21 protein-coding genes are annotated in these 20,032 nt (G+C 42.4%); 15 read left to right on the top strand and 6 right to left on the bottom strand.

Features of this window, described 5'->3' with window-relative positions; translation table 11 throughout:
• Window positions 1–165: 165 nt before the first annotated feature.
• The gene (gene der, locus AHMF7616_RS23905) at window positions 166–1,476 is read left to right on the top strand and encodes a ribosome biogenesis GTPase Der (RefSeq protein ID WP_115375179.1); all 1,311 of its coding nucleotides are present in this window, start codon (window positions 166–168) and stop codon (window positions 1,474–1,476) included.
• A gap of 844 nt (window positions 1,477–2,320) precedes the next feature.
• Here der and AHMF7616_RS23915 read toward each other — a convergent pair.
• Window positions 2,321–2,854 carry a 5' nucleotidase, NT5C type gene (locus AHMF7616_RS23915; protein ID WP_115375181.1) on the bottom strand — a complete coding sequence of 178 codons (534 nt, stop codon included), beginning with the start codon at window positions 2,852–2,854 and terminating at the stop codon, window positions 2,321–2,323.
• 291 nt (window positions 2,855–3,145) lie between these two features.
• On the opposite strand from AHMF7616_RS23915, the gene AHMF7616_RS23920 reads away from it, so the two are divergent.
• The 4 genes from AHMF7616_RS23920 to AHMF7616_RS23935 all read left to right on the top strand — a co-directional run bounded on the left by AHMF7616_RS23920 (window position 3,146) and on the right by AHMF7616_RS23935 (window position 6,688).
• Entirely contained in the window at window positions 3,146–3,886 is a 741-nt protein-coding gene (locus AHMF7616_RS23920; protein ID WP_115375182.1) for a nucleotidyltransferase, read from the top strand.
• 2 nt (window positions 3,887–3,888) lie between these two features.
• Window positions 3,889–4,677, top strand: coding sequence for a metallophosphoesterase family protein (locus tag AHMF7616_RS23925; RefSeq protein ID WP_115375183.1), 789 nt, complete (start codon window positions 3,889–3,891; stop codon window positions 4,675–4,677).
• 186 nt (window positions 4,678–4,863) lie between these two features.
• Window positions 4,864–6,048: an XdhC family protein gene (locus tag AHMF7616_RS23930; protein ID WP_115375184.1), complete on the top strand. Its 1,185-nt coding sequence runs from the start codon at window positions 4,864–4,866 to the stop codon at window positions 6,046–6,048.
• Between the two features lie 10 nt (window positions 6,049–6,058).
• On the top strand, window positions 6,059–6,688 hold the full coding sequence (locus AHMF7616_RS23935; protein WP_115375185.1) for a nucleotidyltransferase family protein: 630 nt from the start codon (window positions 6,059–6,061) through the stop codon (window positions 6,686–6,688).
• A gap of 204 nt (window positions 6,689–6,892) precedes the next feature.
• Here AHMF7616_RS23935 and AHMF7616_RS23940 read toward each other — a convergent pair whose 3' ends face one another.
• Window positions 6,893–7,195, bottom strand: coding sequence for a DUF3817 domain-containing protein (locus tag AHMF7616_RS23940; RefSeq protein ID WP_115375756.1), 303 nt, complete (start codon window positions 7,193–7,195; stop codon window positions 6,893–6,895).
• A gap of 96 nt (window positions 7,196–7,291) precedes the next feature.
• Between AHMF7616_RS23940 and AHMF7616_RS23945 the strand changes: the two genes are divergently transcribed.
• Window positions 7,292–8,179 (top strand): glycoside hydrolase family 16 protein, encoded by an 888-nt coding sequence (locus AHMF7616_RS23945; RefSeq protein WP_115375186.1) that lies wholly within the window; start codon window positions 7,292–7,294, stop codon window positions 8,177–8,179.
• 229 nt (window positions 8,180–8,408) lie between these two features.
• Here AHMF7616_RS23945 and AHMF7616_RS23950 read toward each other — a convergent pair whose 3' ends face one another.
• From AHMF7616_RS23950 to AHMF7616_RS23960, 3 genes are all read right to left on the bottom strand, one after another.
• Entirely contained in the window at window positions 8,409–9,164 is a 756-nt protein-coding gene (locus tag AHMF7616_RS23950; RefSeq protein WP_115375187.1) for a Mut7-C RNAse domain-containing protein, read from the bottom strand.
• A gap of 113 nt (window positions 9,165–9,277) precedes the next feature.
• A complete protein-coding gene (locus AHMF7616_RS23955; protein WP_115375188.1) occupies window positions 9,278–10,216 on the bottom strand; it encodes an EamA family transporter in 939 nt (312 codons plus the stop codon).
• 4 nt (window positions 10,217–10,220) lie between these two features.
• Window positions 10,221–10,712 carry a DinB family protein gene (locus AHMF7616_RS23960; RefSeq protein ID WP_115375189.1) on the bottom strand — a complete coding sequence of 164 codons (492 nt, stop codon included), beginning with the start codon at window positions 10,710–10,712 and terminating at the stop codon, window positions 10,221–10,223.
• A 137-nt stretch (window positions 10,713–10,849) separates the two neighbouring features.
• Between AHMF7616_RS23960 and AHMF7616_RS23965 the strand changes: the two genes are divergently transcribed.
• The gene (locus AHMF7616_RS23965; protein WP_115375190.1) at window positions 10,850–11,470 is read left to right on the top strand and encodes a CGNR zinc finger domain-containing protein; all 621 of its coding nucleotides are present in this window, start codon (window positions 10,850–10,852) and stop codon (window positions 11,468–11,470) included.
• 167 nt (window positions 11,471–11,637) lie between these two features.
• Here AHMF7616_RS23965 and AHMF7616_RS23970 read toward each other — a convergent pair whose 3' ends face one another.
• On the bottom strand, window positions 11,638–12,003 hold the full coding sequence (locus AHMF7616_RS23970; protein ID WP_115375191.1) for a hypothetical protein: 366 nt from the start codon (window positions 12,001–12,003) through the stop codon (window positions 11,638–11,640).
• Window positions 12,004–12,527: 524 nt separating this feature from the next.
• Here AHMF7616_RS23970 and AHMF7616_RS23975 point away from each other — a divergent pair.
• The 8 genes from AHMF7616_RS23975 (at window position 12,528) to AHMF7616_RS24010 (ending at window position 20,020) form a co-directional block, all read left to right on the top strand.
• Complete coding sequence (locus tag AHMF7616_RS23975; RefSeq protein WP_115375192.1) at window positions 12,528–12,788, top strand: hypothetical protein; 261 nt, start codon at window positions 12,528–12,530, stop codon at window positions 12,786–12,788.
• A gap of 180 nt (window positions 12,789–12,968) precedes the next feature.
• Window positions 12,969–13,523: a hypothetical protein gene (locus AHMF7616_RS23980; protein WP_115375193.1), complete on the top strand. Its 555-nt coding sequence runs from the start codon at window positions 12,969–12,971 to the stop codon at window positions 13,521–13,523.
• Window positions 13,524–14,520: 997 nt separating this feature from the next.
• On the top strand, window positions 14,521–15,867 hold the full coding sequence (locus AHMF7616_RS23985) for a D-arabinono-1,4-lactone oxidase (protein ID WP_115375194.1): 1,347 nt from the start codon (window positions 14,521–14,523) through the stop codon (window positions 15,865–15,867).
• A gap of 216 nt (window positions 15,868–16,083) precedes the next feature.
• On the top strand, window positions 16,084–16,713 hold the full coding sequence (locus AHMF7616_RS23990; protein WP_147275775.1) for a hypothetical protein: 630 nt from the start codon (window positions 16,084–16,086) through the stop codon (window positions 16,711–16,713).
• 180 nt (window positions 16,714–16,893) lie between these two features.
• Window positions 16,894–18,315 (top strand): hypothetical protein, encoded by a 1,422-nt coding sequence (locus AHMF7616_RS23995; RefSeq protein ID WP_115375196.1) that lies wholly within the window; start codon window positions 16,894–16,896, stop codon window positions 18,313–18,315.
• A 131-nt stretch (window positions 18,316–18,446) separates the two neighbouring features.
• Window positions 18,447–18,974 (top strand): hypothetical protein, encoded by a 528-nt coding sequence (locus AHMF7616_RS24000; protein ID WP_115375197.1) that lies wholly within the window; start codon window positions 18,447–18,449, stop codon window positions 18,972–18,974.
• Between the two features lie 4 nt (window positions 18,975–18,978).
• Window positions 18,979–19,176: a hypothetical protein gene (locus AHMF7616_RS24005; RefSeq protein WP_115375198.1), complete on the top strand. Its 198-nt coding sequence runs from the start codon at window positions 18,979–18,981 to the stop codon at window positions 19,174–19,176.
• Between the two features lie 37 nt (window positions 19,177–19,213).
• Window positions 19,214–20,020: a hypothetical protein gene (locus tag AHMF7616_RS24010; protein WP_147275776.1), complete on the top strand. Its 807-nt coding sequence runs from the start codon at window positions 19,214–19,216 to the stop codon at window positions 20,018–20,020.
• Window positions 20,021–20,032: the final 12 nt, after the last annotated feature.

Consider the following 20,032-nt stretch of genomic DNA (forward strand, 5'->3'; position numbering starts at 1 on the left):
TAGTTAGTACTTTTAAACTAATAACCAGCAACCAACAACTACCAACTATCTCCCGTGGAAGGAATACCGGCTGTGAACTGCCGGCCATGGATTTTAATTAATTTCTAAATCGGTTTCGGTAACCCGTCCGCTCCGGCACGGGCTGAAACCACAAAACAAAGACGAATGTCAAACATTGTTGCAATTGTGGGGCGCCCCAACGTGGGCAAATCCACGCTTTTTAACCGCCTGGTTGGCGAGCGTAAAGCCATTATGGATAACCAAAGCGGCGTTACCCGCGACCGCCATTACGGCTACGGCGAATGGATTGGTAAAAATTTTACCGTAGTAGATACTGGCGGCTACGTGCACGGTTCGGATGATATTTTCGAAGGCGAAATCCGAAAACAAGTAGAACTGGCGATTAAAGAAGCTACCGTGATCTTGTTTATGGTGGACGTAGAAGAAGGCTTGCACAGCCTCGACGAAGAATTTGCCGCCGTACTGCGCCGCTCCGATAAACCCATTTACATTGTGGCCAATAAAGCCGATACCAACTTAAAAGCGCAGTTTATCGGTGATTTTTACGCCTTGGGTTTAGGCGAAGAAATATTTCCGGTTTCTTCGGCGAGTGGCTCCGGCACCGGCGATTTGCTGGACGAAGTAGTCAAGCACTTCCAAACCGAAGATGTCGAAAACCCCGACGAAGGTGTTCCCCGACTTGCGGTGATAGGCCGACCCAACGTGGGTAAATCCTCGTTTGTAAATTTGCTGCTCGGTGAAGAACGCAACATCGTGACGGACGTGGCCGGTACTACCCGCGATTCCATTAACTCCCGTTACAATGCCTTCGGGATGGAGTTTATTATTACCGATACGGCTGGGTTGCGCCGCAAAACCAAAGTACACGAAGATATTGAATTTTACTCGGTGCTGCGCTCTATCAAAGCTATTGAAGAATCGGATGTGTGCATTGTAATGCTGGATGCTACCCGCGGCCTGGAAGCCCAGGACATGAACATTGTAGGCCTCGCGGATAAAAATCGGAAAGGCATTGTGATACTGGTAAACAAATGGGATTTGGTGGAAAAAGAAACCAATACCATGAAGGCATACGAAGAGCAGCTCCGCGAAAAAATGGCACCGCTCACCTACATGCCCATCATTTTTACGTCGGTATTAACCAAACAGCGCGTGCATAAAGCCATCGAAACAGCGTTTCAGGTTTACAAAAACAAAACGCAGAAAATATCTACTTCCAAGTTAAACGACGTTATCTTAAAAGAAATAGAAGCGTACCAACCGCCGGCGATTAAAGGGAAGTTCGTGAAAATTAAATACATCACGCAGCTGCCCACCCATAATCCAACGTTCGCGTTTTTCTGTAATCTACCGCAGTACATTAAGGAAAGCTATACCCGTTTTCTGGAGAACAAAATCCGGAAACACTTCGGCTTCGAAGGAGTACCGATCAACATTGTGTTCCGGAAAAAGTAAAAATTTAAAAAATTATCAGAATTAGCTTTTGGTTAGCTTAACTTAAGCAAGTTGATTTTAAAAGTTTAAAAACAGTTACAATTGTTACCAGTAGATACCTTTTGTAACTGTTTTTTTTGTTCTTTAATTATCCCAAATTCTGTTCAGTTATAGCTGTAAGCATTCTAAATGGAAAAGCGATGCACTATTAACGTTGATCTTTGGAGCCTTTCCAAGTCTCCAGGCACTGGTGCCGCCTAACTTGCTACTTTCAAGTTTGCCTCCTGGCCGGCGAGCCGCGTTAACCCCTCCCCCTACGGGACCTCCCCTAAAAACAGGGGAGGAGATGCCGCTATTGCTTCATTCTTTCCTTACTTCGCTGCGGAATTCCTGCGGCACCGGAACCCTAGCAGGTGCTTCATAGCTAAACTACGGTCAATTGTTCTGAGCTACCGATATTACTTTTTTTAAGTAGTAATACCCGAATGTTAAACCAACTTTCATTAAAATTTAATGAGAAGAAAATAGAACGAGGAAGTTTCCTTTTGCTACTTCTAGTATTTGGTTATGTAGTAAATATAATTTCTACTCTCTCCTGTCTAAACTATTTGAGCCAGAAAAGCCGAAGCTAAGCATAAACGACATCAGTTTGGCTGTGGAGGGCCTTCTAAGGTTCTGGTTCTGCGCAGCAGAATTCCGACGTAAGGAGGAAAGGAAGCTTAGACCAGCCCGGAAGAGCCAAACGGGGCCTGCCGGCCAAGAGGCAAACTGGTTACTGATCAAGCTAGGTAGCACCAAAGCCTGGAGGCGGGAACCGGCTCCAAAAAACAAGCTATCTAATGAAGTTGTTTAATATGCTAATAGCTTATTTTAAAAAATAATCCACCACTTCCTGCCAATTATTCAAACGCGTATACCCTTCCACGTGCGCGTTGTGCGGTGCCGTAAATAGCAGACCAGTCCCGGTAAACGTTTTTAAATTCCGTTCCAAGTCATCAATCAGGTAATCGGCCCGGATAATGCTTTTGTCGCCGCAGAAAACAATGTTCTTCCAGGTAATAAAAGGCAAATGTTGCTTAATCCAATTGTATTTGGGCGTAAACGAATGTTCAAACTCCTGGGCCGCCGTGGTTATAAAAACTTCGTGGTGTTGGTGCAATTGTGCTACGGCTTGCAAGGCACCATCTATGGCATCTAAATCTTTAAAAAAATCAGGACGGTGGGGCCACGATTTTACCGCAGCCAAACGATCCGGCGGTACTACTTTTTCTAAATTATTTCCGGGCTGCCGCAGCGCCGACAAATCCTCGTTAAATTCTTGTTGATATAATTCTATAAAACGACCAATGGCATCGGTCATTACTTCGTCCATGTCTATGGCAATGCGTTTTTTATTCATAGTTAAAAGCAGAAGGTAAATCCTTTTGAAAATGGAGTTGGTAAAGGTATTAAACTTAGCTCAGGCTAATAAGTTAAATTTTCAAGATATAAATAAGCCGGTAGGCGGTTAACCAAAGTTAAATACAAAAAAATAGGTTTCTTAGGCCATCCGGATAACAAATCTGCCCGAAATAAGTAAACCTACTACTTTGCCCTATTTTCCGGGATTAATTACGTTAGCGGGCTGATTACTGGCTCAAAACTGCCGGGTAGGGCACATTCCTTTACCTTTAAGCGCATAAAATAATACATGATACAAGAAGACGAATTACAAACAGCCGCGCATGGTTTTTTCGCCGATGCCTTACGCTTACTTTCCGAAAGTGAAATTCCGTTTTTGGTGGGCGGCGGTTTAGCCTTGCGCCAGTATACGGGCATTATCCGCGATTTGAAAGATCTGGATTTATTTTGCAAAGCCGGCGATTACCCCAAAATTTTAAAATTTTTCGCGGATAATGGTTTTGCGACCGAGCTAACCGATGTACGCTGGCTGGCCAAAGTATTCCGGAATAATTATTACATCGATATTATTTTTAATACGGTAAACAACATTTGCACCGTAGATGAGTCGTGGTTTGAGCACGCGGTAGTGGGCGAGGCGTACGGCGTACCCGTGAAATTTATTCCCGCGGAAGAATTACTGTGGTGCAAAGTATACGTGCAAAACCGGGAACGCTACGATGGTGCCGATGTAAACCACATTATTGTAAAATACGGCCACCGCTTAGACTGGAACCGCATCTGGACCCGCCTGGAGCAACACTGGCATTTACTGCTGGCGCAGGTCATTCTTTTTCAGTTTGTGTACCCGACGGAGCGCGACTTAGTACCGCGCTGGCTGTTTGATACCTTAATCGAAAGAGCCAAAGGCCAGTTTGATATGCCTTTACCCGTCGAAAAAGTTTGCCTGGGGCCGATCATCGACCAGACGCAATATAGAACCGATATTGTGGATGCCGAGTATAAGGTAGTTACCATCAAAACTGTTTAACCATGGAAGATAACAAACAGCGCAGCGCCGTCCGGATTGCCGCCGTGGGCGATATTCATGTGAAAGAAACGGACCAGGGAAAGTGGGTTGACTACTTTCGGACGGTTTCGGCCCAGGCTGATATTTTACTAATTTGCGGGGATCTGACCGATACCGGCCACCTGGCCGAAGCCGAAGTACTGGCCGCCGAACTAAAAGCCTGTACCATTCCGATAGTGGCCGTGCTGGGAAACCACGACTACGAGCGCGACCAGCAGAAAAATATTAAAAAAATGCTGGAAAGTGATAAAGTACATATTCTGGATGGACAAACAATAGTATTGCAAGGCATTGGCTTTGCCGGGGTAAAAGGCTTTGGCGGCGGTTTCGATAAGTACATGCTATCCATGTTCGGCGAACCCATGATCAAAAGCTTTGTGCAGGAAGCCGTGGACGATGCCTTGCGCCTAGACCGGGCCCTAGCCCACCTGGACGTAGATTATACCGATGATTTGCCTAAAATTGTGGTGCTTCATTTTTCGCCGATTAAAGAAACCGTAGTGGGCGAACCACCCGAAATATTTCCTTTTCTGGGCTGCTCCCGGCTGGTAGAACCGATAAACCGGCGTCAGGTACTGGCGGCTTTTCACGGCCACGCCCACGTGGGTACTTTAGAAGGAAAAACCTCGGCGGGCGTACCGGTGTTTAACGTGGCCAAACCTATTTTACAGCGCGAAGGGTACGAAGTGCCTTTTTACCTCTACGAAGTACAACCTAAAGCCGTACCGGTAACCCAGGAAGTAGAAGGTTGATAAAATTTAAAATAGCTTTAGTAAAATAGCAAAGGCAAGTTGTAACACTTGCCTTTGCTATTTTACTAAAGCTGAGCAGTTTACTTTTTAGAAACAATCGCTCCCATTGGGCTGTTTTTCGCTAGTTTAAATATCGGGGCTTGCCTTATTATCAGGTAACTGCTTATATTTAACTATTAAATTAGTATGAAAGAAATACAAGATATTGTACGGGCTTATGATGTAGCCAGTCAGTTAAAAAAGCGGACGGCCCTAGCCACGGTGGTGCAGGTAGAAGGGTCGGCGTACCGGCGGCCTGGCGCCCGGATGCTGGTAACCGAAGACGGCGAATTAACCGGTGCTATTAGCGGCGGTTGCCTCGAAGGCGATGCGCTGCGCAAAGCCCGGTTGGTAATGGCCCAGCAAAAAGCCCTGCTGGTAACCTACGATACTACCGACGACGATGATTCCCGGTTAGGTGTAGGGCTAGGCTGCAATGGCATTATTCAGATTTTAATTGAGCCTATTGCGGACGAAAATCCCGATAATCCGATTGCTTTATTGCGTTCGGTGTTAAGCCAGCGGCAGCAAGGGGTAGTTGTTACGTTATTTTCGCTGCAAAACCGGATGGGCCTACAACCAGGTACCTGCTTGCTGCTCCCCGAAAAAGCGGCAGCGAGAGGCCACGTGCAACCAACGGCTTTGCAGGAGTTATTGGCCCAGGAAGCCATGCAAGTTTTAAAAAATCAAAAATCAGTTATTCGCAATTACCAGGTACAAGATAAAGTAATCAGCGCTTTTGTAGAATATCTGCGTCCACCGGTATCAGTAATTGTTTTGGGAGCCGGCAACGATATCCAGCCCTTGGTGCAAATGGCCAGTATTTTGGGTTGGTTGGTAACGGTAATAGACGGTCGCACCAACTACGCCGTAAAAAATCGATTTCCGTTGGCAGATAAAGTGCTGCTGGCAAAACCGCCGCAGGTTTTAGATTTAATCCCCGTGGATGGGCAAACTGTTTTCCTGCTCATGACGCACAATTACAACTTCGACATAGCTATGCTGCGCCAGTTAATTCCACTAGCGGTGCCTTACGTAGGGGTTTTAGGTCCTAAAAAAAAACTAACCCAAATGCTTACGGAGTTGCAGGACGAAGGCCTGCGATTTACACCCGACCAAATGCAAAAAGTATACGGACCGCTGGGCTTAGATATTGGCGCCGAAACTCCCGAAGAAATTGCCTTATCGGTATTATCCGAAATAAAAGCGGTATTAACGGGTAAACCGGGCACCGCCTTGCGAAATAAGCCGGAAGCTATTCACGACCGCACTATCATAGAAACGCCCATTCCGGTTACAGCTGCGCAACCCGTGCCGGATGCCGTTGCGTAAATTTAAAAAAATGACGAAAACCGGATTAGTTTTGCTGGCTGCGGGCGCTTCGGTACGCTTCGGTAGCCCCAAACAGAATTTAGAATTTCAGGGGCAAACCTTGCTGTACCACGCCGTACAGGCGGCGCGGCATTCGGGTTGTGCGCCCGTGGTAGTAGTGCTGGGCGCGAAGGCTGATGAACTACGTTCGCAGTTAAACTTTCCGGAGATTACCATTGTCGAAAACCCAGCGTGGGGGGAAGGCATGGGAGCCTCCGTGCGGCATGGCGTACACGCTTTGCTGCAAACCGTGCCGGACTTGGACAGTGTGCTTTTAATGACCTGCGACCAGCCTTTTGTGTCGGGCAAAATATTGCAGCAATTAGTCGCGGAAAAAGAAAAAAATTTAAAAAAAATCATTGCCTGCGCTTACCAGGATACCATTGGCACGCCCGTTTTATTTGATAAGCAATTCTTCCCGGATTTAACTAATCTGAGCGGTGCGCAAGGTGCCAAAAAACTGCTTTTTAAATTTTCAGAAGAAGTGGGTAATATTCCTTTTGAATTGGGTGGTTTTGATATCGACACTCCCACCGATTACCAAACTTTACAGCACTACGTCGCCAGGTTAACTGATGATCCCGATATTGCTTCGGGTTAGCTTAACTGTTGTAGTCGGTGGGAATAAGAACATTTTACCTGGCGCAAGTTTTAAAACTTGTGCCTAAATGCATGGTAAAATCGGTGCCTTTACTCCGGCCAGGGGCCGGACGGTAAGTCTCACGAGCAATAGCACTCGTGCTGGAATTAGAACTTAATGATCCTACGGCCTCCGAGTAACCGAGCCGGAATAACTATTCTTAGTTCAATTATTCACCAGTTTTTCTTCGCGCTTCAGGCTTTTATCAAAAATAAATGTGCCGAAAGGTACCAGCGAAGCCAGGAAAGCCAGGAAAGCCCGCCCGAAACTCCAGCGCCGGTTTACCCAAACGTGCAGCAAAGCCAGCCCAAATAAGACAAAAAGCACCCCGTGCGCCCAGCCCACTACTTTTACCATTTCCGGAATGCCCATTAAATATTTTAAAGGCATGGCAATACCCAGTAAAATTAAATACGAAATGCCTTCTATAATGCCTATTATCCGGAACCGCCTGAGTGGTGTTTGCATATTTTTAAATTTATTGCTTGCGCAAAGGTAGGCACGGTTAGCTAAAGCAAAAAATTCCACAGAAAGTCTTATATTTAGAATTCACGCGCCGCCGCTATGAAACGATCCTGGGTTCTTACGCTATTGTTCGCCTGCTTATTGGCTCCAACTTATTTGTCTGCCCAAAGCAAGTCCCCTTCAGCCTTTAAATCGAAAAATTTTAAAAAAACGGATGCCTGGCAACTCGTTTGGGCCGATGAATTTAACGTACCCGGCATGCCCGATCCGAAGAACTGGACTTTTGAAAAAGGTTTTGTCCGGAACCACGAAGCGCAGTGGTACCAACCCGAAAACGCCCGGTGCGAAAACGGATTTTTAATTATTATGGGCCGCCGCGAACAAAAGCCAAATCCTAATTACCAAGCTAACAACCCGGACTGGCGCCGGAACCGGGAAAATGCAAATTACACGTCGGCCAGTTTAAATACCAAAGGCTTACATGAATGGCAATACGGCCGCTGGGAAATGCGTGGCAAAATAAACATCAGTCCGGGTCTTTGGCCCGCTTTCTGGACTTTGGGCGTAGCCGGCGAGTGGCCCCGCAACGGTGAAGTAGACATTATGGAATATTACCGCGATTCGCTGCTGGCCAACCTAGCCTGGGGCACGGATAAACAATACCGTGCCAAGTGGAGCACTACTAAAAAGGCCGTCACTTCTTTCCCGGATTCTAACTGGGCACAGAAGTTCCACGTGTGGCGCATGGACTGGGACGAAAAATTTATCCGGCTGTACGTGGATGATCTATTGTTGAACGAAGTAAACCTCATCCAAACCATCAACCAGGATGGCACAAATAAAAACCCGTTTCACCACCCGCATTATATGTTATTAAACTTAGCCATTGGCGGCGATAACGGGGGAGACCCAACGCAAACTACGTTCCCTACCCGCTTTGAAGTAGATTACGTACGGGTATACCAGAAAGCAAATGCTGCTAAATAACGTGCGTTCGAGCGAAGCCCTTACCAACAAAAGTACATCTCTGTATTAGCCAAAATGATAAAACGATCGTGTTTCCCGTCTATTACGGTCCTTCTGGAAGAATCTAACCGATTACTTACTGGTTACATTCTTCCAGAATGACGGTAATAAAGAAGATTAGCTTATATTTCGTGTAGGCTTTGCTTAGCTCGCACGTTATATAAATTAATAAAAGATTGAATTTTTAAATTTAACGATCTGTTTCCGGTAAATGCAGTTGTTGTACATATTGCTCCATACGTTCGTAGTGCGAACCTTTCCAGAATACGCGCCGGCAAGTCTGGCATTGGTGAAATTCCTGAAAGTAAATTTTAGTTTTGGGCGGCAATTGAGTTAACACCGCTTCTTTCGGTACGTTTAGTAATAAGCCGTTGCACATCAAACAGCGGGTAAACGGTTGAACTTTGTTGAACAGGTTATAATGAGCCAGCACTTCGGCTAATTGTTTTTCAGAATTTTGCGAACGCAGCCAGTAACCCCATTGTACTATTCTTAATTTTAGCAAGCCTATGTCGCGGGTAAGTACTACGCGGTTTTCGGCGGCGGCTCTATCGGCAATGGTTTGGTCGTCGTAATTATTTTCGTAAATGGTATTAAAACCCAGCAGGCGCAGGCTTTTGGCTAGTTTACCCAGGTGCACGTCCAGGATAAACGCAGGTGGTTGTGGTAGTTCTACTCGCAGCTTAGGAGCCTGGGGCCATTTAGTAGGGTATTCTTGCGGATAAACTTCCACGGTATCTTCTGCCTGGAGCCAATAGTTAAAAGCCACAGGTTTCTTGTTTATCACTATTACTGCTACTGCCGGGTGCGGTACCCCCAATGCTTCAATGGCATCCTTCACGGCGGGTGTGCCGCCGAAACTGTACCGGATTGCCTTTTCTTTTTGAGCTTTGGGCAGAAAATCGTTAAGCGCTCCCACAAACCGGAAACTGGCTGTTTTATCCATACTGCTTTTACGGATGAATCCTGGAATTTGTACCTGATTACCGAATTATAAAATCGCCCGGGATAGAATCTTAGCTCGACAGGATAAAAGCTGGCAAAAATTTAAAAAAAAAGCTACTTGGAAGTAGTTAATTGCTTTTTATAACCCGGAATGTTAGTCAGCAACACTCCTGCCAGAATAATTCCTAAGGCGGCCACTTGCCCCAGCGTAATGTTTTCGGCGGCGAACAAACCACCCAGCAATACCGCCACTACCGGATTGATGTAGGTGTGCGTACTCACCAAAGCGGGTGGCCTCACGGAAATAAGCCAGATAAAAGATAAATAAGCGACCAGCGATCCCATAATAATTAAAAATGCTAAGCCGCCCCAGGCTTTTACCGTTACCTCGGCCAACGAAAAGCTTGGCCATTCTTGGGTAAATAAACTAATAACAAAACTTACTGCGCCCGCCGCCATGAGTTGCTGCGCCGTTGTCATTACCGTAGAATCTTTTTGGTCGCCGGTATTTTTAGAAAGCAGGGAACCCACTACCCATAAAACGGAACTGCCCAATAAAACCAGGTAGGCAATTAGGTGTTCTTCCGAACCGGACATAAGACTGGCTTTACCAGGTAGAATAAAAAACAGGATTACGCCCGCAAACCCGATAATCAGGCCCCAGATAATTAATTTGTGCGAAAAGTACGTGGACCAGCATTTTTTATCCAGCAAAACAAACCAAAACGGCTCTGTAGCAATTAAAATAGCCGCGCTGCCCGAACTAATAAATTGCTCGGCCCAGGTGACCAACCCGGAGCCACCAACCAACATGAAAGATCCGCAGGCGGCATTTAAACCAAAATTCCGGCGTGTGGGCAAAGGTTCGCCTTTGAATAAACACCACACAAATAAAATAACGCCGGCCGTTAAAAAACGCATAAACGACAAAATAAAAGGTGGTATGCCATCGAGGCCAAAAACGATAGCCAGGTACGTTGAACCCCAAACCAGGTAAATATTGGCAAAGGCTACCAATACCAGCCAACGGGGAACTTTAGTGGTTTTAGCCATGATATTACTTATTTAAAGCGAGTTGCTGCAGTTGCTTTTTTAAAAATTCGAGTTGCCCGGTATGATAGGCTTCGTGCTGGATAATGCCGGCAATTAAATAATCGAAACTGTAATCGCGGGGCAAAACCTGTTTTTCTAACAATGCTGGTTCGGCGGCTGGTAACAGGTCCGTTATTTCCTGAAAAGTACGGGCCAGTTCCTCTTGTAAGTTTTGCCAGGCAGTTTCCGGATGACTACCATAAGCAGCCGTGTTAAAAGATTTGTCTTGGTCAATAACGGTGCTTAGGTCGCCTTGCAGCTTTTTGATTAAATATTGCCGGATAAAAACCAGGTGGCAAACGATTTTAGCAATAGAGTTACGATTGCCGGGTGGATCGGTAAAAGCCAAAGTACTATCTACGTCGGCTAAAACCGGCTGCAGGCTTACTTCAATCCAGTTTGGTCCCCGGTATATTTCCCGGTAACTAATGAGTAATTCGTTTATTCTGGTTTTCATACGGAATGCTTTTTTAAATTTCTATGCCAATGCTGCCGGAATTAAGTAGCTTTTTACTTATTTTTACTACTTAAAAAGGATTAGAACGTAATAACATTATAAATTGTTACTACCTAAAGTGGTTTAATTAGTGAAGTATGGCGAATCAAAATACCATAAAAACGATTCAGTTTGATGGGGGAGTACTTTGTTTTGATTTCGTAAATACCCTACGCAGCCGAAAAGTAGAGAAAGTACATAACTACCTGGCGACCTACGCCGATTTTTTAATTTTGTGCCGGCGGGTGCAGATTTTGCCGGAAAGTACCTTAGATCAATTAGACCAGTATAGTGCGCAAAACCCCGAAGCGGCCGAAGCGGCCTTAGAAGCTATTGTGGCGGTGCGTGAAAACTTGTACCGTCTTTTCTCAGCGATTGCCGCTGGTACTATTCCAACCGCCGCAGTGGTGGCTACTTTTAATCAAAACTTATCTGGGGCGTTGGCCGGGGTTTTTCTTACTTGGCAAGGCCCGGACTACGCGCTGCAACAAGAAGTATATGAGAATGAATTGGAAGGTCCGTTAAAAATAATTTTGTATTCGGCTTACCAAACGCTGGTTCACGAAGACCGGAAAAGAATAAAAGAATGTGCCGAATGCGGTTGGTTATTTTTAGATAAAACCAAAAATGGCAAGCGGCTCTGGTGTAATCCCGTGGATTGCGGCAGCACGACCAAATCCCGGAGGTATTATCACCGCCAAAAACAAAAAGAAGAATAACGCTGTTCAGCAAAATTTTTAAATTTTTTGCCGTAAATCGCTTTAAAATTAAGATCTGAATTACATAAAATTCATGATCGAACAGTTAAAGGTTGCTTTTTAGAATTCAGGCATAAAAAAAGGTTGCTCATCAGCAACCTCTTCTTACATTTAAAAATTTTTAGATCTTAATTATTATTTGATTTCTCAGTGGCCTCAGCTGCTTTCCGGGCTTGCTCATCGGCGTTGTTGCGGCTTTTTTGGGCTATTATCTCACGGCGGGCCGCTTGGCGAGCTTGTTTCGCCGCATCGGAGGCATCATCTTCTATCCGGCTGGCTTCTTTAGCAGTAGCTTTAGCCATTTTAGCCTCCGCTTTGGTGCTTCTTTTCAGTTCCTTGGCATCTTTTAAGCGACTTTTATCTTCCTCTCCTTTGTCCACTTGGCTTGCCATCACCCGCGTTTCGGGGCTGTTATCGGATTGAGCAAAAGTTTTGGTAGACATAAAGAATAATGCTCCCATCCCTACCACTAGCACAACGGCCTTAGTTTTCATGATTTCTAAAGTAAAGTACCCACTTGTTATTTATACGTACCGGCTGCTAAAAGAGACCCGTTTAATCAAAATATTAAAAAATCGAGGATTATGTTGGGCTATGCTGGGTTATATAAATAATTTCTTTTGAATTAGGTTAATAAATAATCTGGATTATGTAGTTGTAATTTCATGAAAGCCGTATACTCTCCTAATAACAGTTAAAGCAGTAATTTTGCTAGTAAAATGCTAATAACCAGAATTATGATTTTAACTGTTTATTAGTTTTGGTTTACTTGTTTTAAAGCAGCTTCAATAAGAATTAAAACGACAAAATCTTTAGGTTTAAGTCCATAACCGCTTAGTTTAAGAATGTAATGTTTTACCTGAATTTGGATTTTAGCGGCATGGCTGTTTTAGAGTAAAAATTCAAAAATAAGTATAAACCGCATCTGTTTACCTGTAGCTTTCTTATTTTACTACTTGGCATAAGCAGAACTGCATACCAATTAATAATAAATTAAATTTACCTTAAATACAACAATATGCTGACAGATGCCCAGAACTTATCGCCGGAAGAAGCCACTAAACAAATATTAGGTTATTGTACCGAACCACATGGCCGGATGGCTATTCTGGAACACCTGCATGTACCGCTTACCTCGGATAGTTATGATAAGTACATTAAAAAACTTGTGGACGATAAGCTCATTGCTTCGGATTTGCTGGTAGTGCGCAGCGCTAAAAAACAAATTTTTGTTACTACCCGCAAAGGCTTAACCTTTCTGGGAAACATCTCTGCTTAAAATAAACTTTGCTAGTAGTGATTAAAGTATTTTTAAAAGTAGAACTAACTGGGACTGAATTCCTGCTTTTCATGTGAAAAATGAACTGGGCGAAATAGTTTGCTTTCCGGTTTTTTAAAAATTATGCCAGTCCGAAGTAAAGCAAGTGCTCTAGCAATCACGTACCTTAATTTTTATCCCATGTCTACTGAATTAATAAAAAGTCCTTCGCAGCTAAAATACGAAGCAGAAAAAACAGAGCAGGAATTAGTTTCTTTACTCAAAAACTGGAAAAAAAAGAAAAGCACTTTGTTAACGAAATTGCAAGTTTTCCGGACCGAAATAAAAGAATTAGATGCCGTATTAGCCGAAACCGAGTTAGGCTACCAGGCTTACCAAGCATTGCTAAGCCCTTTAGCCAGCATAGCGACCAACAATCCTGTTAAGCTGGATCAAACGCTGCAAACATTAACGAACCAACATCTCGAATTATCGGAGTGGATTACGAGTATGTTGCAGGCAGCCGGAGATTTAAGCAGTTTTAATACCAACACCGAAACAAACCGGGTTTTCCGGGCCCGGGAATTACATAAAAATAACACCGCGCACCTCCGCCACAAATCCCGGGAAGTATATGTTGCTTTAAAAACAGAAAAGCAAAGTGTAGCAGATTATGCCGCACATTTAACCACTCTTATCCAGGAGAAAAAAGCGCAGTTTTTGCTGCAAATTAAAACCGATGGTATTGGTTTGTAAGCCTGATTTTTTAAATTTTTAGCTATTTCATGTTCCGGGAACGCTCTTAATTTAAGCAGCCTCTTCAAAAAACCAGTTTTGAAAAAAATAACAGAAACCCAGCTAAAAATAGCTTGCTTTTAATCTTATTCATTAATCCCGCTTACCTGATTTACTTTACCTCTTTCCTGCAGATAGTAGAGAATATTGCTACCCTGCCGGATATTCTTTTTACCACCTACCAACAGTATTTGAGAAGTTATTAACGACCGAAAACCGGAAAAAGCAAATCCAGATAGGGAGCGGATAATTGCCGCTTTTGTTAACGGCAAAACAGGCCCGACACGTTATTACCAGAATAATTGGCCTCACCGAAGCATAGGTGTTTTGCCCTATTTTCCTGTTTTACAAGAATACTCCAAAAGGCACCGGAACATCATTAACTTGTAGTACTGCCATTCTGCTAAACTGCAAGGCTTGTTCCCGGAACTAGGCCTTGATTTTGAAAAACCGGATGCTTACCAGAAATGATTGCCAGGATCATTCTTCACCCACGACTATTCGATTGAAGCTGCTGCCTTTTTAACCTACCCATAGTGGAAGATTTTAATCAGTCGGAGTGAGAAGCAGGGAAGAAGCGCGTTATTCTCCAGGTATATTCTACTTTTAACTTAATGGCGAGTAATTTAATTGTTCCGGTATTCTTCACCGGACTTGCGCCACACTCTTGGGGGTTTATGGCTCCATTCTAAATCCACTAGTTCCGGATGTTGCGCCACAATGGCCGGTAAAGCCCCCCTTACCGTTTTTAAACCTTTGTCGCGGCTGAAAAGCTAAACGTGAAAAGTACTTCCCCCTCCGGTTCCAGAAAGGCAATACCGCATGCGATAGATTAATTCTGGGCACTTCCGGGGCATCTATCCTCGAAATAAACTAAATTTTAGGTAAAAGCCTTATATTTATAAATGCTCCTAATTACCAGGTCTCGAATACATCATTCTATACCCTAAACTGCATCATGAAAAGAAGAACCTTTAATAAATTAAGTTCTACGGTTACCGCTGGCAGCGCCATTTTACCATTTACCGAATGGCTGCCGGCCGACCCTTTAAAAAACTGGGCCGGTAATATTGAATTCAGCACCAATAAGGTTGTGTACCCCAAGTCGGCGGCGAAAATGCAAGCTTTGGTAAAGAAAATACCGCAGTTGAAAGTATTAGGTACCCGGCATTGTTTTAACCGCATTGCCGATAGCCAGCACCATTTACTTTCGACGAAAGAACTAAACCAAGTAGTTTCGCTGGATACCCAAACCCACACTGTAACCGTGGAAGGGGGCATTAAATACGGCGAATTAGCCCCTTACCTGCACGAAAAAGGCTATGCTTTGCATAACCTGGCTTCGCTGCCGCATATTTCGGTGGCGGGTTCTATTATTACGGCTACGCATGGCTCCGGCGTAAAAAATGGCAATTTAGCCACCGCCGTGGTAGGCTTAGAGTTTATAGATGCTGCCGGGAACCTGCACCAAATATCCCGGGAAAAAAATGCTGACCTATTTAACGGGATGGTGGTAAACTTGGGCGCAATCGGCATTATTACAAAAGTTACTTTGGCCTTAGAACCGGCTTTTACCATGCAGCAACGCGTGTATGAGCGCTTACCCCTGGAGCAGTTAAAAGAAAATTTCGACCAAATTGTTTCGGCGGGTTACAGCGTGAGCTTGTTTACCGATTGGGTACATAACAGCATCAACGAAGTCTGGGTAAAAAGCCGCCTGGATAATACGGCTAACCAGCAAGCTCTTCCGGAGTTCTACGGGGCGATAGCCGCTACCAAAAACCTGCATCCCATTGTGGAGGTTTCCGCCGAAAACTGTACCGAGCAGTTAGGCGTTTCCGGACCCTGGTACGAGCGTTTACCGCATTTTAAAATGGGTTTCACGCCCAGCACCGGCGTAGAACTGCAAACCGAATATTTCGTGCCGCAAAATCAGGCTGTGGAAGCGATTCAGGCCCTGGCCCGCCTGGGTAAACAAATTAGTCCGCACCTGTTTATTTCCGAAATCCGCACCATCGCCGCCGACGAATTGTGGCTGAGCCCCTGCTACCAGCGCCCCAGCGTAGCCCTGCATTTTACCTGGAAACAAGACTGGCCGGCCGTGAGTAAGTTATTGCCCGTTATCGAAAAAGAATTAGCCCCGTATCAAGCCCGCCCGCACTGGGGAAAATTGTTCACGATGGCCCCCCAGGTACTAGCCACCCACTACGAAAAGCTCCCGGAATTTAAAAAAATAGTAGCCCAGTTCGACCCGAAAGGCAAGTTCCGCAACGATTTTTTAAATTCCACCATTTTCGGCAGCTAGCGGAATGTAAATTTAGATTACTTTAAGGATAATGCAGCTAACCGGAACGACTCCGTTTATCCAACCATTTTTAGGCGGATAACCGGAGTAATTCCGTATATCTACAAGTTGGGTGTAATAAATAACTATATAACTAAATAACCTAAATATTAATAATTACTCTAAGTGGTTAAAATAACAATAAGGATAATTGGAATTATAATAGGTCTATTACTTATGTATTTTCCTCTTACAACAATTATCCTTTTATATTTTTCGGGAGATTATTATACATCCATTGACCCTTATGGATTTGGTTGGACAATTATTCTTTATGCTATTTTTTGGCTGATAGGATTAATTATTTATTCAATTGCTGATACATCTATAAATAGAAAAATGATTGTTGCCTTTAGCAGTTTTATTATATTAATATCTTATCCTAAAGTTTTTGGAAACATCCATCATTCAAATAGGATTGCATATTTAGATAAATACCTAGATACACAAAAAGAAATAATGGCTTATGCCGCTGAAAATATCATAAAAGGCGAATGGTCATACGGGGAAGCAAATAAATTTCTAACAAATCATAGAGGCAGGAGCAAAAAAGATTTAGGTTTATATCAATGTAAAAATTATACAGGTAAAGCAATCTTTTTTGGATTTTGTGACCCTCTAAAGTTTAATAGTGATTTTGAACAATGTCGTGGTTTGGCTTATGCTCCAATACAACTTAAGGTCGAGAGGCCACGGCAAGTTTGTGTTGGATATACAACATCTTGGGAACGTATTGATGAAAATTGGATTGAGTGGACTGCATGTAAATGGAATCCTATTGATGGAATCTGGGAAATTGAAAATTAACTTGATATATAAAGCTTTTCAAATGATAATTTGCCAATAATTTTTCTGCTCAATTTATCCTTTACTAAAATCTTTAAAAATTACTTCGCCCAACAAAACCTAAAAACCACTCCGCGCTTTTTAGCTAAAAAGCGTTGGTGGCAATATTAAAAAGGCACCGTAACACAGGAACATTTTAAAATGAAAATATACTTCTCTGACTTTTTTAATGTTTCGCCAGAAACATTAGATGAATACGGCGCATTTAACGTGTCACTAATAAATGATTTGCCATTATTTATTGACCCCTTTCTACTTTTCGGAAGTAAAAAGCTTGAATATCAAGAGTTACACCAAAAGATATTGGACTATTTAACTTTTCTTAAGGCAAAGTCAGAAAAAGGAATAACAGATATATCACAAGTTAAATCTTGGTATCTGTTGCGTGAAGTAAAACAAAATTGGTTTGGCTACAGCAAAGTTGGAAATGGAGGAAGTGGGTTAGGTGAAAAATTTGGGAAAGCAATGTCCTCGTCTATGCCTATTGTTTTTGACGACTTGGGCAAAGAGAAGATTACAGAAAGTTCGCATCTCGAAAAAGCTGGACTATTTGAATTTGGTGTGGGCAAGGACAACATAAGCGACTTTACTACGAACCTGACAAAGGAATATTTATTAATCTATACAGAAATTTTTGCTAAAAAATATGTAGACCCTTCTCAACTTAATGCTGTTATGGTTGATAAGGTTTTCTTTGACTATGAACTTGAACGGTGGATGCCGAAAGAGCTTTTAACTAAAGACGAAAATTGGATTAATAGTAATGACTTGCGAGGCGACTTTAGGAAAATATGTAACAGTATTCCGAATGACCAACTGAGAAATGAAATATCCAATTATTTTTATAAAAAACTCCCAAAACCTCCTAAGAATAAACAGAATTCCCAAAAAGAAATAACACAAGCCATTCAAGAAACAATAAGGCAATATCCTGAAATTATTAAGTGGTATATAAAACAGAAAGAAGAAAATAAAGAAGGAGCAAAGAATGTTTCAAAACAAAAGGTTCAAGAAGTTGAGACTGTTTTCATACACAAAATTAGTGCTTTCGTTGAAAAACTTATAAACAATACAGATTTCTATAAAATAAGTCCTGAAAGTTCATTTGATGAAGCTTTGAAAAGAGTTAACTTCTTAAAGCAAGTAATTGAAAATAATGATGGATACAGGCTTTTTTACATTGATGGCAAACCAATTAAAAGAGAAGAAGACTTACAAATAATTTACCGCCTAACTTGGTATGCCTCCGACTTTGATATCAACAGAGAAACAAATAATGGACGTGGTCCTGTAGATTATGCAATATCAAAAGGGTCAAAAGATAAGACCCTTATAGAATTCAAACTTGCTTCAAATTCCAAACTTAAACAAAATTTGTCGAAACAAGTGGAAATTTACGAAAAGGCAAATAATACTAACAGTTCAATAAAAGCAATTCTATACTTTGACAATAGTGAATTTAGGAAAACATCCAAAATTTTGAAGGAACTTAAAATTGGCAATATGCCCAACATCATACTTATTGACGCAGGAAAAAAAAATTCAGCTTCAAATGTTAAGTAGGAGAAATACAACCACCAACAAAGCATAAACGTCACCCTTCGGCCAACGGCTTCGCCATCGTTTAGCCCAGTCCGTTGGCGGGCATACAAAAAGGATTAAAATTCCTATATTAGTAGGAATAAACTAATATAATGGAAAATCAGGAGCCTATCCTACTTGACTTTGTAATAGATAAACTTACCAATTCGATTCAGAACACGATATCTGGCGACAGTTTCCAAACAGAGATTTTACGGCTGACAATAAAAGACCTGAAGAAGATAACCAAGAAGAATGGCTGGAACTTTAACTGGAAATCTGAACTGGCAGACAATGCAAAGGAAGTTTATAAACTAACCATTGTAAATAACTCAGACATAGTTCAGGGTTTGCTAAGCCTGACAATTGAGGCAGACCATATTCTGATGAACCTCCTTGAAAGCGCTCCGTTCAATATTGGACAGGACAAACTTTATGAAGGCGTGGCAGGTAATTTGGTGGCATATGCTTGTAAAATATCGTTTCAGCATGGATTTGACGGTTATGTTGCATTTACGGCTAAGACAAACCTGATAAAGCATTATGAAAAGACCTTAGGAGCATTCCACATCGGTAGAAACAGAATGATTATTCCAGCGGAGTCAGCGAAGATATTAGTGAAAAAGTATTTTAAACAATAAAAATATGGGACACATAAGAGAGCCAAAAGGCGTAGACTTCATCATTGAAAGTAAACCCCTTACTACTGAGGAAAGAAAAGCTATTAGTGATTTTATAAAAAAGGACAAAGAGAAGCTTGTGGCTAAGAGAAATATTGCCAAAAGAATGCAGCCTGAGCAAACGAAAAAGCACACACGCCAACCACACCTAAAAAGCACTTAAGCACTTTTTAGCCAAACCGGTAGCAGCACTAAATAAAATGATAAAAATAAGTTTATTTACAATTTTAGTTTCTTTTATTCTTTCATCCTGTTCTAATTCTAATGCTGTAGAACACGGGAAAAAGACTGCCAATAAATTAGATTTAAATTCAGTGATTACGGATACTCTTACCTACTTACAACCTAAGGAATACTTAGCTAAAGTTTTAACAGAGGGTGCTTTCCATGAAGACGAAGTTTGGGAAAATGCTGAAAATGAAAATTGGTACGGACTGTTCCAAGGTAAAAATAACTTCTATTTACAACAGACTACTGTTAGAACTTCTAGAATTCTCGACCCGGTGATGGATGGCGATGATGGACCAAAAACTGGTTGGAAAGTTACATCCACTAATCAGGATACTTCTTTAATTTTAATTACTCGACTTAATTTTTTAAAGAATAGAAAAGTTGACCCTTTTAAACTTCCAAAAGAAGATATACTCCCAGGTGAAAAGTTAGAACTTAACTACAAGGGCCATTCTTATCAACTATATGCGACCGGCCACAAGCACAAAGAAGCATCTAAGAGTGATTGGTACATTGTTTCTGATTATAAATTGTTTTTTTTAACTTTTAGAAATGGAAAGGAAGTAAAGCAAGTTTTAGTACAACATGCCGCCTTTGATGATGACATGGTTAATATAATATTTGCCGGAGATATTGATGGAGACGGTTTATTAGATTTCATTATTGACAAGTCTAATCATTATAATGCAGTGATTCCGACCCTTTATCTATCAAGACCAGCAGAGAAAGGAAAGTTAGTAGAAGAAGTGGGGGAACATGTAAGTGTAGGGTGTTAAAAATTACAGCTG

This window comes from Adhaeribacter pallidiroseus (genome assembly GCF_003340495.1).
In the GTDB taxonomy this organism is placed as follows: domain Bacteria; phylum Bacteroidota; class Bacteroidia; order Cytophagales; family Hymenobacteraceae; genus Adhaeribacter; species Adhaeribacter pallidiroseus.